This is a genomic window from Micromonospora sp. NPDC004540, from assembly GCF_040610095.1.
GTDB lineage: Bacteria > Actinomycetota > Actinomycetes > Mycobacteriales > Micromonosporaceae > Micromonospora.
In genome coordinates, this window is record NZ_JBEXLR010000087.1 from 1 (window position 1) to 14,680 (window position 14,680).

At 77.4% G+C, this 14,680-nt stretch carries 14 protein-coding genes; 4 read left to right on the forward strand and 10 right to left on the reverse strand.

Going from position 1 to position 14,680, the window contains the following annotated elements; all coding sequences use genetic code 11:
* The 7 genes from ABZV78_RS24275 to ABZV78_RS24305 form a co-directional block, all read right to left on the reverse strand.
* A partial coding sequence (locus ABZV78_RS24275) for a PfkB family carbohydrate kinase (RefSeq protein ID WP_355642031.1) occupies positions 1-594 on the reverse strand: 594 nt, incomplete at its 3' end.
* Between the two features lie 39 nt (positions 595-633).
* Positions 634-1,107 (reverse strand): DUF1203 domain-containing protein, encoded by a 474-nt coding sequence (locus ABZV78_RS24280; RefSeq protein ID WP_355642033.1) that lies wholly within the window; start codon positions 1,105-1,107, stop codon positions 634-636.
* Between the two features lie 129 nt (positions 1,108-1,236).
* A complete protein-coding gene (locus ABZV78_RS24285) occupies positions 1,237-2,841 on the reverse strand; it encodes an asparagine synthase-related protein (protein WP_355642035.1) in 1,605 nt (534 codons plus the stop codon).
* 4 nt (positions 2,842-2,845) lie between these two features.
* Entirely contained in the window at positions 2,846-3,811 is a 966-nt protein-coding gene (locus tag ABZV78_RS24290) for a hypothetical protein (RefSeq protein ID WP_355642036.1), read from the reverse strand.
* A gap of 108 nt (positions 3,812-3,919) precedes the next feature.
* The gene (locus tag ABZV78_RS24295) at positions 3,920-4,705 is read right to left on the reverse strand and encodes an isocitrate lyase/phosphoenolpyruvate mutase family protein (RefSeq protein WP_355642038.1); all 786 of its coding nucleotides are present in this window, start codon (positions 4,703-4,705) and stop codon (positions 3,920-3,922) included.
* Entirely contained in the window at positions 4,702-5,802 is a 1,101-nt protein-coding gene (locus ABZV78_RS24300) for a cytochrome P450 (RefSeq protein ID WP_355642039.1), read from the reverse strand. The genes ABZV78_RS24295 and ABZV78_RS24300 overlap by 4 nt, the downstream gene beginning before the upstream one ends.
* Positions 5,803-5,938: 136 nt before the next feature.
* Entirely contained in the window at positions 5,939-6,682 is a 744-nt protein-coding gene (locus ABZV78_RS24305; protein ID WP_355642041.1) for a helix-turn-helix domain-containing protein, read from the reverse strand.
* Between the two features lie 129 nt (positions 6,683-6,811).
* On the opposite strand from ABZV78_RS24305, the gene ABZV78_RS24310 reads away from it, so the two are divergent.
* Positions 6,812-9,022, forward strand: coding sequence for a family 43 glycosylhydrolase (locus ABZV78_RS24310; RefSeq protein WP_355642043.1), 2,211 nt, complete (start codon positions 6,812-6,814; stop codon positions 9,020-9,022).
* Positions 9,023-9,060: 38 nt separating this feature from the next.
* Here the strand turns inward: ABZV78_RS24310 and ABZV78_RS24315 are convergent, their stop codons facing one another.
* Positions 9,061-9,594 (reverse strand): 2'-5' RNA ligase family protein, encoded by a 534-nt coding sequence (locus ABZV78_RS24315; RefSeq protein ID WP_355642045.1) that lies wholly within the window; start codon positions 9,592-9,594, stop codon positions 9,061-9,063.
* 57 nt (positions 9,595-9,651) lie between these two features.
* On the opposite strand from ABZV78_RS24315, the gene ABZV78_RS24320 reads away from it, so the two are divergent.
* Positions 9,652-10,080 carry a nucleoside deaminase gene (locus ABZV78_RS24320; RefSeq protein ID WP_355642047.1) on the forward strand — a complete coding sequence of 143 codons (429 nt, stop codon included), beginning with the start codon at positions 9,652-9,654 and terminating at the stop codon, positions 10,078-10,080.
* A gap of 15 nt (positions 10,081-10,095) precedes the next feature.
* On the opposite strand, the gene ABZV78_RS24325 is transcribed toward ABZV78_RS24320, so the two are convergent.
* Together ABZV78_RS24325 and ABZV78_RS24330 are read right to left on the reverse strand one after the other, a co-directional pair.
* Positions 10,096-10,701, reverse strand: a complete 606-nt coding sequence (locus tag ABZV78_RS24325; protein ID WP_355642049.1) for a response regulator transcription factor — start codon at positions 10,699-10,701, stop codon at positions 10,096-10,098.
* On the reverse strand, positions 10,698-11,840 hold the full coding sequence (locus ABZV78_RS24330; RefSeq protein ID WP_355642051.1) for a histidine kinase: 1,143 nt from the start codon (positions 11,838-11,840) through the stop codon (positions 10,698-10,700). Before ABZV78_RS24330 ends, ABZV78_RS24325 begins: the two co-directional genes overlap by 4 nt.
* Before the next feature lie 133 nt (positions 11,841-11,973).
* Between ABZV78_RS24330 and ABZV78_RS24335 the strand changes: the two genes are divergently transcribed.
* Together ABZV78_RS24335 and ABZV78_RS24340 are read left to right on the forward strand one after the other, a co-directional pair.
* Positions 11,974-12,801 (forward strand): hypothetical protein, encoded by an 828-nt coding sequence (locus ABZV78_RS24335; RefSeq protein WP_355642053.1) that lies wholly within the window; start codon positions 11,974-11,976, stop codon positions 12,799-12,801.
* Positions 12,802-12,877: 76 nt separating this feature from the next.
* Entirely contained in the window at positions 12,878-14,623 is a 1,746-nt protein-coding gene (locus ABZV78_RS24340) for a DEAD/DEAH box helicase (RefSeq protein ID WP_355642055.1), read from the forward strand.
* Positions 14,624-14,680: the final 57 nt, after the last annotated feature.

Sequence of the window (14,680 nt, forward strand, 5' to 3'; positions counted from 1 at the left end):
GTCGCCGCCGAGCAGCTGGCCGGCCTCGCGCGCGACGGCCCGCAACACGTCGGCCCGGGACAGCAGGTCCGCCGCGCCGTCCGGGTCCTCCGGCGCGCCGTCGAGCACCACGAGCCGGCCGGCGTCGCGGGCGTGCCGAGTCGCCGCGAGCGCCGCCGGCAGCGGCTGCTGGAGCTGGAGCACCACCGCCCTTGCGGCCCGCAGCATCTCGGCCGCGCCGGCCACATCCGCCTCGGTCAGCAGCGTCGCCTCGGGGACGTCCTCCAGGTACCGCCAGCGGGCCCGGGCATCCACCACGTCCACGATGAGGGCGCTCGGCGTGTCCGGCCGGCGCAGCACCGGGGCCACGTCGATGCCGTCGCTGCGGGCCCGGCCCAGCAGCCGGTCGCCGACCTCGTCCTCGCCGACCACGCCGAGCAGCCCGACCCGGACGCCGAGCTGGGCCAGCCCGACGGCCTGGTTGGCGCCCTTGCCGCCGAGCAGTTCCCGCCGGCACCGCACCGGGGCCGTTCCGGACGGACCGGGCACCTCGTCCACCAGCAGCACGAGGTCCCGGGCCACCTGCCCCACCACGATCGCGTCCAGTCCGGTCATGCCGGGCTGATACCCCGGCCGTTGCCGGTCACGCCCGGTTCAGCCGCGGACCACCGTGAACATCCAGCAGCCGTAGACCACGTTGCGGCTGTGCAGGCGGTCCACCGCCGGGTCGGCCAGCAGTTCGGCGACGACCGCCTCCGGGTCGTCGCCGTCGTGCCGCCGGCCGCCGACGATCCGGCCCCGCCGGTCGTACGCCCGGAGCACCTGGGGCCGCCCCCGCCAGTCGGGCGGGTACGCCGTCGGGTCCGCCGGGCCGGGGCAGTCCACCGCGTGCGCGAAGATCGGCCCCACCTCCCGGTACGGGCCGGGCGGCAGCGGCGGCGCGTACCCGAAGAGCAGCAGCGGCTCGCCCGGGGTGGCGTCGCGGAGGCAGCAGCGCAGGGGCTCGCCGCCCTCGGCGCAGCACCGCTCGGGCGGCTGGCCGGAGGCGTCGCGGCCGGTGCGCCGCACGTCGGCCAGCGCCTCGGCGGGCACGGGTTGGATCACGTACCTGGTGCGCGTCGTCGTCATGCCGTCCAGCCTGGCCCGGGGAGAGGCCGCTGGCTGGCGGCGATCGGACCTCGCGTGCCCGGCGGGACGATGGTGAACATGGCCCCCTCAGGCTCGCCCCTGACACGGTGTCAGAGTCAAGCGGCGGGGTCACGGACGGGAGGCGACGCGCCGCACGGCGCGCGGGCCGACCAGCCGCCGGACCACCGGCGCGGCGTTCCACCTCGCGGCGCCGACCAGGTCCCGGGCGTGCTCCAGCACCGTGTAGTCCGGGCGGGCCAACCCGTCGGCGATGGCCCGGTCCAGGTCGTTGCCGCACCGGGTGAGCACGCTGTCGAAGTCGCGCCGGACGGGTTCGAGCAGGTGGTAGCCGAAGGAGCGGTGCAGCCGGGCGAAGAGCGGCTTGTAGAGCCGGGCCCGCTCGTGCAGCCCGGACGAGTACGACATCGGGTTCTTGGGCCGCCGCCGGACGTAGTCGGGCAGCACGTCGGCGAAGGCCCGCCGGACGATCCACTTCTCCTGCCCGTCGCGCAGCTTCAGGTCCAGGGGCAGCCGCATGGCCAGCTCGACCACGCTGAGGTCGAGGAAGGGCACCCGGGCCTCCACGCCGTGGCCCATCCCGGCCCGGTCCACCCGCTGCAGCTCGGTGCGGCACAGGTTGCGGATCTTGTGCAGGACGAGCCGGCGGGACCGCTCCGGGCCGACCTGGTGATACATCGGGTAGCCGCCGAACAGCTCGTCCGAGCCGTCGCCGGTGAGCACCACCTTGACGCCCAGCTCGCGCAGCCGCCGGAAGATGGGCACCGAGACCACCGCGTTGATGATGTCGCCGTACTCCGTCAGCTCGGAGATCCGGATCGCCTCGCGCACGTCGGCCAGCCGGATGTCCCGCGGGCGCAGCTCGATCACCTCGTGCGGCACGCCCAGGTCGGCGGCGAGCCGCCGGGCGTACGCCACGTCGGGGCTGTCCGGCACCCCGACCGTGACCGCCACGCAGTCCGGGTGCAGCTGTCTGACGTGCAGCAGGGCCAGCGAGCTGTCCAGGCCACCGGAGAGCACCACCCCGACCGTGAGGTCGGTGTCCAGCCGCACCCGCATGCTGTCGGTGAGCGCGACCCGGACGAGCAGGGCGGCCTCGTCCGGGTCGTCGATCACCGGCAGCCCGGCGCCGAGGGTGAGCAGGTCGACGTACGGGCGCAGCCGGACCGCCCCGTCCCACTCGGCCCAGCCGTGGTGCCCCGGCGGCACCTCGCTGATCGGCGCGCCGTGCCCGACCAGCGCCTTCACCTCCGAGGCGACGTGCAGGCAGCCGGGGCCGCGGGACCAGTAGAGCGGCTTCACGCCGAGCGGGTCCCGGGCCAGGTAGGCCCGGCCGGTGGCCCGCTCCACCACCGCGAAGGCGTACTCGCCGCGCAGCCGGCGCACCGCCTCCTCGCCCCACTGCCGGAAGGCGGCGAGCACCACCTCGGTGTCGCCGGTGGTGCGGAACCCGTACCCGAGCCGCGTCAGCTCCGCGCGCAGCTCGTGGTGGTTGAAGACCTCGCCGTTGTAGCAGAGCACGTGCCGTTCGTCGGGCGAGACCCACGGCTGCACCGCCCGCTCGCGGTCCACCACCCGCAACCGCCGTACGCCGATGAGCAGGCCGGCCTCCTGCCGGGTCTCGGTCACCTCGCCGCGCGGCGCGAGGACGGCGAGCATCCGCCGGAAGATGGCCGGATCGGCCTCCGGGCCGACGCTCAGCGCGATCCCGCACATCCGCTCAGACCCCCATCTCGGCCTCATAGGCACGCCGGAACCGGCAACGGGCGGCGGGCGCGAGGCAGAGGTGCCAGGCCTGGCCCTCGTCGACCACGTTGATCTCACCGGCCTCCTGACGGGCCAGCAGCAGGTCGGCGAGGACATCCCGGGCGCCGAACCGCCCGTACCAGGCCAGCTCCACGTCGGCCGCCCAGCCCAGGCAGTGCCCGCTGGGCACCATGGCGGCGTAGCCGAGCCGGCGCAGCCGGTACTGGTGCTCGGCGCTGCGGGCCAGGCTGGTGACCCAGAGCGGCGGGGCGGCCGGCGGGGCGGCCGCGGCGAACTCCCGGCCGACGTCGTTGAGCAGCGCGATCACCTCGCGCCGCGCCCGGCGGAACCGCAACCCGGCGGTACGCGGGGTGGAGTCCGGGCGCAGCCGCCGCTGGACCGCCCGTAGCCCGCGACCGACGACGGTGGCCGGCTGCTCCTGGTAGCGGAAGGCGAGCAGCCCGCGCCGGCGCAGCCACTCCAGGTCGACCAGGTCGGTGCTGGTGTCGACCTGGCCGTCGGTGAGGAAGGTCCCGGTGTCCCGCCACCACATGACGTCGATCCGGGAGAGCAGGTAGATCCGGACCAGCGCGGTGAGGTCGTGCGCCGAGCTGCGGGTGTTGGGCTGGTAGCGGGCCATCTCCAGCAGCAGGGTCTCCCGGGCGCCCACGAAGCCCTGCGGCGTGGCGTCGAGGACGGCGGCGATGGCCGGCTCCCGCAGCCGCTGGTCGAGCAGCACCTGGCGGGCCGTGGTCGACGGCGCGTCCGCCAGGGCGCCCACCTCGACCAGCAGCTCCGCCACGGCCGCCCGGTACGCGGCCAGGTCCGGCTGCCCGGACGCGGGGCGCCGGCCGGTGGCCGGGGGCAGCCGGCGGGCGGGGGCGGCGGACGCGACGGCGGGCCCGGGCTGGTGGCCGGGGCTTCGGCTGGGCACTCGCATGGTCGGCCCCTCTCCGGGCAGGACACGGCGTAGTCAAACCTGAACACACCGTAATCACCAGGATCGGCAGCTCCCCGAACAATCCTCCTATCTCCCCCCTAAGGAGCCTCATCCCGCCGAGAGGCCCTGCACCCAGGCGTAGTCCGGCGCGGCCGGGAGGCCGGCGTCGCGGCCGGCGTGGACCGCGTCGGCCAGGTGCAGCGCCGCGCCGAGGGCGGCCCGGAACAGCAGCGAGCCCGTGCTGACCCGGGCCACCCCGAGCCGGCCCAGCGCGGCCAGGTCCGGCCCGCCCGGCCGGTGCAGCACGTTGAGCGGCAGCCCCGCCTCGGTCACCAGCAGGCCGACCGTGTCGTCCGGCGCGGCCGGGGCGAACAGCCCGTCCGCGCCCGCCGCCCGGTACGCCGCCGCCCGCTCCAGCGCCGCCGGCAACGGGTCGGGCACGCCCAGCCACCAGGCGTCGGTGCGGGCGTTGACGAACAGCCCCGGCACGGCCGCCCGCACCGCGGCGATCTTGGCGGCGGCGAGCTCCACCGGCGCGAGCGTGCCGTCCGGCCGCCCGTCCTCGAGGTTCACCCCGACGACGCCGAGCGCGGCCAACTCGGCGACGTATCCGGCCACCGCCGCCGGGTCGTCGCCGAAGCCGTCCTCGATGTCCACGGTGAGCAGCACCGGCAGGTCCCGCAGCCGGCGGGCCAGGTCGAGTGTCTCGCCCCGGGTCGCCCCGGTCCCGTCCGGCCTGCCGGCGGCCGCGGCCACCCCGAGGCTCGTCGTGCCGACGGCCGGGTGGCCCCGGGCGGCGAGCGCCGCGGCGGAGGCGTGGTCCCAGGCGTTGGGGAGCAACAGGGGCCGGCCCGGGCGGTGCAGGGCGTGGAAGGCGGCGGCGCGGTCGGTCATCGGAACATCACCTCGAGGCTGGTCGGGACACGCAGGGTGGGGTGCGGGGCGTAGCGGACCGGAGTCCCGGCGGGCCGGCACCGTGCGCGCAGCACCTCGACGACGCCGGCGGCGAGAGCGAGGGCGTGCCGCTCCCCCGGGCAACCCCGGGGCCCGGCGCCGAAGGTCAGCGCCCCGCCGGGGTGGCCGGGGCGGAACCGGTCCGGGTCCGGGTGGACGGCCGGGTCCCGGTTGGCCGCGTCGAAGCGGAGCAGCAGCGGGGCGTCCGGACCGATCGCCCGGCCGGCCAGGCGCAGCGCGCCGGTGGCGACCCGGCGGGTGGCGCGCACCGGCGGATCCAGGCGCAGCACCTCGGCCAGCAGGTCGGCCGTCCCGAGCGCGGCCGGCGCGGCAAGCCCGTGCCGGACGGCGGCGCCGATCAACCCGGCGGTGGCGTCGGCGGCCTGCACCAGCAGCCCGATCCGGTTCGCGGCGGCCTCGGCCGGGGCCGGTGGCGAGATGGCCAGCAGCGCGGCCACCGCGCGGTCGGCGCGGGCCACCGCCGCCGGGTCCGCGCCCGGGTGGTAGGCGGCGGCCACCGCGGTCACCGCCGGCACGGCCGCCGCCGGGTCCGCCAGGCCGAGCCGCGCCGCCAGCACCTCCACGGGTACGCGCCGCGCCAGCCGCCCCATCACCTCCGCGCGGGCCGCCGCAGGCCCGGTCAGGGGCCCGACCGACTCGCCGGGGTCTGCGCCTCGACCGCGCACCGCCGTGGCGGCCTCGCGGTCACCGTCGGCCCCGGTGAGTCGGTCCAGCGTCTCGTCGGTCAGCCGGGCGGCGGCGTCGCGCAGCTCGTCCGGGTCGAGGTCGCGGAGCGCCGCCACGCCGAGCGCGCGCCGGCCGGGATGCCGGTCCGGGGCGCTGAACCGGCTGACCGTCCCGCGCAGCCAGGCCAGGGTGCCGGGCGGCCCGCCGGGCGCGACCGGGACCACGTACCGCGGATCGGTCAGCACGGCGACCACGTCGGCGTGCCGGGTGACCACCCAGCCGCCGTCGACGGGCGCCGGCGGCCCACACGGGGGCGTGTCAGGGGCGGGCGGGATCATCGGCCAACTCATCGCCCGACCGTATTGCCGGATCCCTTCGGCCCGGACCGAACCGTCGCGCGGTCGCCGGCTCGCCGAGGTGACGGGGACGGCACCCGACCGGCCGGGATGCCCCACCTCGCCGAGCTGGAGGCGATCAAGGCCGGGGTCAGGCGCGGGCGGGGCCGGTGTCGCGGGACGCGGGCGGGGCGAGGTCGGCCGGGTCGACGGCGAGGGCGGCGGCCAGCGCGGGCCGGCCGGCCGGGGTGAGGCGGACCGCCCGGCCGGTGCCCCGCGCCGTCCAGCCGAGGTCGAGGAAGCGCCGGCAGAGCGCGGCGCCGAGCGCGCCGGCCAGGTGGGGGCGGCGCTCGGTCCAGTCCAGGCAGTCCCGGACCAGGGGACGCCGGCCAGCGCGCAGCGGCTCGACGGGCACGCCGAGGTCGGTGAGCCAGGCGACCCCGGTCGGGGTGAGCGCCAGGCCGCCGGCGCGGTCGAGCACACCCCGGGCCAGCAGGGCGTCGTGCAGCAGCACGCCGAGCCGGCCGGCCAGGTGGTCGTAGCAGGTCCGGGCGTACGCCAGGGACGCCTGAGCCGACGCGGCGCGCAACGTGCGGGGCGGGGCCGCCGGGGCGGGCGCCCGGCCGGCCAGGTCCTCGACGAGCTGGGCCACCGAGGGGTCGGCGAGGCGGACGTAGCGGTGGCGGCCCTGCCGTTCCTCGGCCAGCAGCCCGCCGCGGACCAGCCGGGTGAGGTGGTCGCTCGCGGTGGAGGGGGCCACCCCGGCGGACCGGGCCAGCTCGCCCGCCGTCCAGGCCCGCCCGTCGAGCAGGGCGAGGCAGAAGCCGGCCCGGGTCGGGTCGGCGAGCAGCGCGGCGAGCCCGGCCAGCGCGTGGCCGTCGGTGCGGGTGGTCATCCGTCCATGCTGGCACGGGAACGGTTCGGTCCCCACCGACCGGTGCGGCAGCTCTTTACATCGTTGTCTCCAACGTTGTAGAAACGGGGGCACCGCAGTGACCTCCGTCTACCTCCAAAGGCAGGCCAGATGGGACACCTCCACCGCCGCGGCGTGCTCGCCGCCGCACTCGCCATGTTGCTGACCACGACGGCGGCCGCGCCCGCCGCCGCGGCCGACCGCTACCGGAACCCGGTCTCGGCCGGTTTCGCCGACACCTTCGCCGACCCGGCCGTGGTCCGCGGCGACGACGGCCTCTGGTACGCCTTCGGCACCTCCGACCCCCTGCGCGAGGGCGAGGGCCGGGCCCACCGGGTGCCGATCGCCCGCTCCGCCGACCTGGTCGACTGGAGCTACGTGGGCGACGCCTTCGCGCCGGACCAGCGCCCCTCCTTCGCCGCGCCCGGTGCCGCCTTCTGGGCGCCCGACGTGCGCCGGGTCGCCGGCCGCTGGGTGATGTACGTGACCGTCACCGACACCGCCGTCTCCGGCGACACCTTCGACACCGCGATCGGGGCGGCCACCGCGCCCACCCCGGCCGGCCCGTGGACGTTCGCCGACGCACCCGTGGTCGCGCCGCGCCCGGGCGGGGGCGGCGGTTACCTCTGGACCATCGACCCCAGCCAGTTCACCGATTCCGACGGCCGGTCCTACCTGTACTACGGCAGCTACTACGGCGGCGTCTCGGTCACCGAGCTCTCCCCCGACGGGCTGCGCGCGGTCGGCGCGCCGACGCTGGTCGCCATCGACAACAAGTTCGAGGGCAGCTACGTGCTGCGCCACGACGGCTGGTACTGGCTCTTCGCCTCCACGGCGAACTGCTGTGCCGGCCCGGCCACCGGCTACTCCGTGCAGGTCGGCCGGGCCCGCGACCCGCGCGGCCCGTTCGTGGACCGGGACGGCCAGCGGCTGGACGTCTCCCGGGCCGGCGGCACGCCCGTGCTCACCCAGAACGGCAACCGTTGGATCGGCACCGGGCACAACGCGGTCCTCACCGACCTGTCCGGGCAGGACTGGATCGCCTACCACGCGATCGACCGGGCCGACCCGTACCTCGACGGGCCGTTCGGCGTCAACGAGCGGCCGATGCTGCTCGACCGCCTCGACTGGGTGGACGGCTGGCCGACCGTCAACGCCGGCGCCGGCCCCTCGGACGGGCCGCGGCCCGCGCCGGTCACCACCGGCCGGATCGACGCCCGCTTCGACACCGGCGACCTCGGCGGCTGGCGGGGCGGCGCGGACCACTGGCGGGTGACCGGCGGCGTACTGGCCGGCACCGGCACGCTGACCAGCCGGACCGGGCTCGGCGGGGACGTACGGGCCGAGGCCGACCTGCGGCTGGCCGGCGCCGACGCGGCCGGGCTGGGGCTCGGTGCGGCACGGGTCACGGTCGGCGGCGGCCGGCTGACCGCCACGGAGAGCGGCGGCGCGACGGCGAGCGCGGCGCTGCCCGCCGGGCTCGACCTCACCGGCCGGCACAACCTGGCCGTGGAGGTACGCGATCGGCAGCTCGTCGCCGAGCTGAGCCCGGCCCGCCTCGGCGACCAGCTCGCCGTGGTGACTCTGGGGCTGACCAGGCCGGCGGCCGGCCCGCTCACGCTGCTCGCCGAGGGCGGCCCGGCCGAGTTCGACAACGTCAGCGCGGCCCGGCTGTACCGACCGGTCCGGCACCCGGTCGCAACGCCCCGGGTGGGCCCGGTGCTCGCCGGGCTCTCCGACGAGTTCACCGACGGGCTCGACCCGGCCTGGCAGTGGATCCGGCCCAACCCGGCCGCCACGGTGACCGGCGGCGCGCTGCGCTGGCCGGTCGAGTCGACCGACCTGGTCGGCACCGGCAACACGGCGGGGGTGCTGCTGCGCGACGCGCCCACGGGCGACTACGTCGCGGAGACGAAGGTGACCCTCGACCTGGGCGAGGAGACCGTCCGCAACTACCAGCAGGCGGGCCTGGTGGCGTACGTGGACGACGACCGGTTCGCCCGGCTGGCCCAGGTGGCCATCTGGAACACCCGGCAGGTCGAGTACGGCTACGAGCTGCCCTTCGCCGGCCAGCCCGTCTACGGCGGCAGCATCGTCGGCACCCCGGCCACCACCACCTGGCTTCGGCTGGCCCACCACGTCGACCCGGTCACCGGCGAGCACGAGTTCCGGGCCGGGTCCAGCCGGGACGGCACCCACTGGACGTGGGGGGCGGTGTGGACCTTCCCGGCCGACACCACGCCCCGGATCGGCCTGGTCGCGCACGGCGGCGCCACCCCGGCGGTGACCGCGCAGTTCGACTACCTGCGGTTCCACCGCTGATCCGGGCGACCGGGGCCGTCCGGCGACGGCGGCCCCGGTCAGCCGCCGGGGCGCGGGCTGGCCGGGGTCAGCTCGCTGACCGTCCGGGTGTCGCTGTCGTAGCTGCGCGCGGCCACGAACTCCCCACCCGGCCGCTCCGGCCCGGCGACCGCCCGGGCCCGGCGGCGGTCGGCGTCGCGGAACCGCAGCGCCAGGCTCAGATGCGGCAACCAGCGCCCGGGCAGGTGCCACGGCTGCGGCCCGGGCGCCCCGGCGAGCACGTCCCAGACCGCGCCGTGCAGGGCGACCAGCTGCGGCGTGGGGCGGACCAGCCAGACCAGCGGGGCGCTGCCGTCGAGGACCGCCACCCGGTCCAGCCGGGCCGGCAGCGGCAGCGCCGCGTCGCAGAGGTCGGCGAGGCGTTGCTCGGCGCCGGGCGGGAACTCGTCGACCGAGGCGAGGGTCAGGTGCGGGCGGTTGGTCGGGTGCGCGTTGCGGGCCAGGCTGGGCAGGCCGGCGGCGGCGAGCCGGTCCCAGGCCGCCCGTACCGCCTCCTCCAGCCCCGGCGAGCAGAGCAGTTCGACCGTACGCACGCCGTCAGGCTAGTCGCCGGCGGTGTGCGGCGGCGTCCCGCGGGGAATGCCGGCCGGATGAGCGCGCTGACCGAGACCGACGAACGCCACCTGCGCCGGGCCGTCGAGCTGGCCGCCTCCGCCCGGGACGCCGGGGACGGCCCGTTCGGCTCGCTGCTGGTCGACACCGACGGGCGGGTGCTGGCGGAGGAGGTCAACACCGAGCGGACCGACGGCGACGTCACCGCCCACCCGGAGCTGAAGCTGGCCCGCTGGGCGGCGCGGCAGCTGACCCCGGAGGCGGCCGCGGTGGCCACCCTGTACACGAGCTGCCAGCCGTGCGGCATGTGCGCCGTCGCCATCGAGCGCGCCGGCCTGGGCCGGGTGGTGTACGCGCTCAGCGCCGAGCAGCTCGCCCGGCTGCGCCCGGCGCCCCCGACCACCCCGGTGGCGTACGCCGGCCCGGCCCTGTTCGACGAGGCCCGGGTGCCGGTCCGGCCGGCCTGAGCCGATCGGCGCGGGTCACAGCCAGCCGGCCTCGCGGGCCCGCCGGACCGCCTCGGCCCGGTCGGCGGCGCCGAGCTTCTGCACGCACGCGGCCAGGTGGTTGCGAACCGTCCCGGCCGCCAGGTGGGTCCGGCGGGCGATCACCGCGACCGGGGTGCCCAGCTCGGCCAGCCGCAGCGTCTCCAGCTCCCGCGGGGTGAGCGGGCACTCCGGCAGGGTCAGCGCGTCGGCGGCGAGGGCCGGGTCGACGTACCGGGCGCCGGCGTGCACCCGGCGGATCACGTCGGCCAGCGCGCCGCCCGGCGCGCCCTTGGCCAGGAATCCGCGCGCGCCCGCGGTCAGCGCCGGCCGGAGGTGGGCGGGCCGGCCGTGCCCGGTGAGGATCACCGTGGCGCAGCCGGGCAGCACGCGGGCCAGCTCGGCGGCGACCTGGATCCCGCCGGGCGCCGGCATCTCCAGGTCCAGCACGGCCACGTCGGGGCGGTGGGCCAGCGCCGCGTCGAGGGCGGCGCGGCCGTCGGCGGCATGCGCCACCACCTCGATGTCCGGCTCCAGGTCGAGCAGGGCCGCGAGGGCGAGCCGGATCAGCTCCTCGTCGTCGGCCAGCAGCACCCGGATCACGAGGCCACCGGCACGGTCGCCACCAGGTGGAACACCCCGTCCTCGGCGTACGCCCGGACGCTGCCGCCCGCCGGGGCGAGCCGGTCGGCCAGCCCGCGCAGGCCACCGCTGAGCCCGTCCGGGCCGGCGTCGCCGGCGCCGTCGTTGCGTACGGTCATCGTCACCAGGCCGTCCTCCCGGGTCAGCTCGATCCGGCACCAGTCGGCCCGGCTGTGCCGCAGCACGTTCGTCCCGGCCTCGCGGAGCACGGCGGCCAGGTCCGCGGCGACCGTCGCGGGCAGCTCGCCGGCCGGCGACACCACGGTGCAGCGCACGCCGCTGGAGCGCAGCACCTCCCCCACCGCGGCGAGCTGCTCGGCCAGGTCGACGGCGCGGTAGCCGTGCACGGCCTCGCGTACCCGGGTCAGGGCGGACCCGGCGAGCCGGCGCACCTCGGCCGCCTCGCGGCCGGCCCGGGCGGCGTCGACGGGCGCGAGCCGCTCGGCCAACTCCGCCTTGAGCGCGATCACGGTGAGGTCGTGGCCGAGCAGGTCGTGCACGTCGCGGGCGAAGCGCAGCCGCTCCTCGGCGGCGGCGAGCCGGGCCTGGGCGGCCTGCCCCTGCCGGGCCTCGACGACCAGGTCCCAGAACCAGACCTGGAGCCAGGTGACCGCGGCGATTCCGGCGCCGACGCCGCCGGTGACGAGCAGGGCGGTGAGCGGCGGGCCACCGGTGGCCCGGGTCACCGCGGCCGAGGCGCCGAGCACCGCCGCCGTGGCGAGCAGGGCGGGCACCGGCCGGAACAGCAGCGGGGACATGCCGACCAGCGACGCGCCCAGCCAGGCCCAGGTGGGCCAGGCGCCGGCGGCGACCGGGCCGACCAGCGGCAGGCTGAGCAGGGCGGCCACCGCCAGCGCGGCGTGCCGGCGGCGCCGGGCCCGCCCGGCGAGCCAGGGGGTGACCGCCGCGTGCACCACCGCCGCCTGGGCGGTGGTGAAGGCGGCGAGCCCGACCACGCCGAGCGCCAGCCGCAGCGGGTCCGGCTCCCGGGCCAGCCCGACCCCGGGCAGCAGCAGGGTGGTCCAGACGTTCGTCGCCAGCGACACCAGGGTGAGCTGCCGGGCCCGCCGCAGCCGGCGGTCCGCCGCGTCGACCGTCATGTCCGCCGATCCTAGGCGCGCCGGCCGCCCGGTTCACCCCTGCGGAATGTCACGTCGCGCCCGTGCGGGACGCACGGTTTTCCGGTGACGGACGCGCCTGGTCCGGTGCGCGGGACGCCGGCAGGCTCGGGGCATGACCGAGACGACGGTACGGGTACCCCTGCGGGAGGACGCACGACGGCTGGCCGGCCACCTGGCCGGGATGGTCGTGGCCATGGTGGTCGGCATGCTGCTGCTCGGCCCGCTGTGGCGGGCGGGCACCGGGCTGCTGGGCGGCGCGGACGTGCTGGCCCGGGCGGATGTCGGCGCGCTGGTGATGGCGACCGACATGGGGCTGGGCATGGCCGCCTGGATGTGGCACCGGGGCCACGGGTGGGCCGCCACGGCCGAGATGGTGGCCGTCATGTACGTCCCGTTCCTGCTGCTGCTCCCGCCCTGGTGGGCCGGGCTGGTCGGGGACGACGCGCTGATGCTCGGCGGTCACCTGCTGATGCTGCCGGCCATGGCCCTGGTGGCGCTGCGGCACCGGCACGCGCATCCGGCGCCGGCCCGCCGCCATCCGGTGGCCGCCGCCGTGGCGCGCCGGTGGCCGACCGGGCTGGCCCTGCTGATGACCGTGGACCTCTGGGTCGCGCCGACCGTCCTCGCACCGTGGACGTTGCTGGTGCTGCCCGCCGGCTATCTGCTCGTCGGCACCTGGCGGCGGCAGTGGGGCGACCGCCGGAACCTGGCGTGGCAGCTCGCCGGCCTGGCCGGCTGGGGCGGCCTCGCCGTCGCCGCCCTGCTCGGGCCGGACCGCCTCGCCGGCGTGCTGGTCGGCCTCGGCTGGCTCGGGCACGCCGCGTGGGACCTGGCGCACCACCGCACGGGCCGGGTGGTCCCGCGGGGGTACGCGGAGTGGTGCGGGGGGCTGGACGTCGCCGTGGGGTCGACCGTCCTGCTGGCCGTCCTGTCCGGGTGAGCCGGCGGCGTGGCGGGGGCGACGGTTTGCGGCGGTCGCCGCGACGGCCGGGTGGGGGTGATGAAAGGCTTGTCCCATGAGTTCCGCACCAACCCCGACCGATCCCGCAAACCCCGCCGCCGAGGACGAGGCCGCCGCCTTCGCGGACCTCGGGCTGCGCACCGAGCTGTTGAACGCGCTGGCCGCCCTCGGCTACGAGGAGCCGACCCCGATCCAGCGGGAGGCGATCCCGCCGCTGCTCGGCGGGCAGGACCTGCTGGGGCAGGCGGCGACCGGCACCGGCAAGACCGCCGCGTTCGCCCTGCCGCTGCTGCAGCGGATGCCCGACGACCGTCCCGGCGGGGACCCGGTGTCGCTGGTGCTGGTGCCGACCCGGGAGCTGGCGGTGCAGGTCTCCGAGGCGTTCCACCGCTACGGCAAGGACCTGGGCGCGCGGGTGCTGCCGATCTACGGCGGCCAGCCGATCGGCCGGCAGCTGCGCGCCCTCGACGCCGGCGTCGACGTGGTGGTGGCCACCCCGGGCCGGGCGCTGGACCACATCGCCCGGGGCACCCTGCGGCTGGGCGCGCTGGCCACGGTGGTGCTCGACGAGGCGGACGAGATGCTCGACATGGGCTTCGCCGAGGACATCGAGGCGATCCTGGAGCACGCTCCGGCCGGCCGGCAGACCGTGCTCTTCTCGGCCACCATGCCGGCCCGGATCGACGGGCTGGCCCGCCAGCACCTGACCGACCCCGTGCGCATCCAGATCGAGCGTGAGCGGCCGGTCGCGGGCGAGGCGCCGCGGGTGCGGCAGAGCGCGTACATCGTGGCGCGGGCGCACAAGCCGGCGGCGCTGGGCCGGGTGCTGGACGTGGAGTCGCCCACCGCGGCGATCGTGTTCTGCCGCAGCCGGGAGGAGGTGGACCGGCTCACCGAGACGATGAACGGCCGGGGCTACCGGGCCGAGGCGCTGCACGGCGGGATGAGCCAGGAGCAGCGCGACCGGGTGATGGGCCGGCTCCGGGCGGGCACCGCCGACCTGCTGGTGGCCACCGACGTGGCGGCCCGTGGGCTGGACGTGGAGCAGCTCACCCACGTGGTCAACTACGACGTCCCGTCGGCGCCCGAGTCCTACGTGCACCGGATCGGCCGGGTGGGCCGGGCCGGCCGGGAGGGCGTGGCGATCACCCTGGCCGAGCCGCGCGAGCACCGGATGCTCAAGACCATCGAGCGGGTCACCGGCCAGCGGATCGCGGTCGACAAGATCCCCACGGTGGCGGACCTGCGGACCCGCCGGTTGGAGCTGACCCAGGCGGCGCTCCGGGAGTCGCTGCTGGAGGACGACCTGGAGCCGTTCCGGGCGATCGTCGAGTCGCTGACCGACGAGTTCGACCTGATGGAGGTCGCGCTGTCCGCCGTGCGGCTGGCCCACGAGGCCACCCTGCCCGGCACCGCCGACGAGGAGGAGATCCCGCAGGTCGCGGTCCGCGCGCCCCGGGAGACCCGACCGGGGTACGAGGGCCGGGACCGGCGCGGCGGCGGCCGTCCCCGAGCCGGGGGCACCACACAGGTCTTCATCGGGCTGGGCCGGCGCGCCGGGGTGCGCCCGCAGGACCTGGTCGGGGCGATCACCGGAGAGACCGGAGTCAGCGGCCGGGACATCGGCTCGATCGAGATCGCCGACCGGTTCTCCCTGGTCGAGGTCCCGTACGGGGTCGCCGACGAGGTGATCCAGGGGCTGCGCGGCAGCACCATCAAGGGCCGCAAGGCCACGGTGCGGCGGGACCGGGACCGGGACTCCGACGGCGGCGACCGCCGGGAGCGCCGGGACCGCCGCTGAGGCGTCCGGACACGGAAGCCCCCGCCGTCCGCGTGGGACGGCGGGGGCTCCGGGGTG

Excerpts from the sequence above, each read along its gene's own strand:
- ABZV78_RS24335 (WP_355642053.1), top strand. The coding sequence starts at position 11,974 with ATGACCGAGACGACGGTACGGGTACCCCTGCGGGAGGACGCACGACGG.
- ABZV78_RS24310 (WP_355642043.1), top strand. The coding sequence starts at position 6,812 with ATGGGACACCTCCACCGCCGCGGCGTGCTCGCCGCCGCACTCGCCATG.
- ABZV78_RS24330 (WP_355642051.1), bottom strand. The coding sequence starts at position 11,840 with ATGACGGTCGACGCGGCGGACCGCCGGCTGCGGCGGGCCCGGCAGCTC.
- ABZV78_RS24290 (WP_355642036.1), bottom strand. The coding sequence starts at position 3,811 with ATGCGAGTGCCCAGCCGAAGCCCCGGCCACCAGCCCGGGCCCGCCGTC.
- ABZV78_RS24305 (WP_355642041.1), bottom strand. The coding sequence starts at position 6,682 with ATGACCACCCGCACCGACGGCCACGCGCTGGCCGGGCTCGCCGCGCTG.
- ABZV78_RS24320 (WP_355642047.1), top strand. The coding sequence starts at position 9,652 with ATGAGCGCGCTGACCGAGACCGACGAACGCCACCTGCGCCGGGCCGTC.
- ABZV78_RS24295 (WP_355642038.1), bottom strand. The coding sequence starts at position 4,705 with ATGACCGACCGCGCCGCCGCCTTCCACGCCCTGCACCGCCCGGGCCGG.
- ABZV78_RS24280 (WP_355642033.1), bottom strand. The coding sequence starts at position 1,107 with ATGACGACGACGCGCACCAGGTACGTGATCCAACCCGTGCCCGCCGAG.
- ABZV78_RS24285 (WP_355642035.1), bottom strand. The coding sequence starts at position 2,841 with ATGTGCGGGATCGCGCTGAGCGTCGGCCCGGAGGCCGATCCGGCCATC.
- ABZV78_RS24300 (WP_355642039.1), bottom strand. The coding sequence starts at position 5,802 with ATGAGTTGGCCGATGATCCCGCCCGCCCCTGACACGCCCCCGTGTGGG.
- ABZV78_RS24340 (WP_355642055.1), top strand. The coding sequence starts at position 12,878 with ATGAGTTCCGCACCAACCCCGACCGATCCCGCAAACCCCGCCGCCGAG.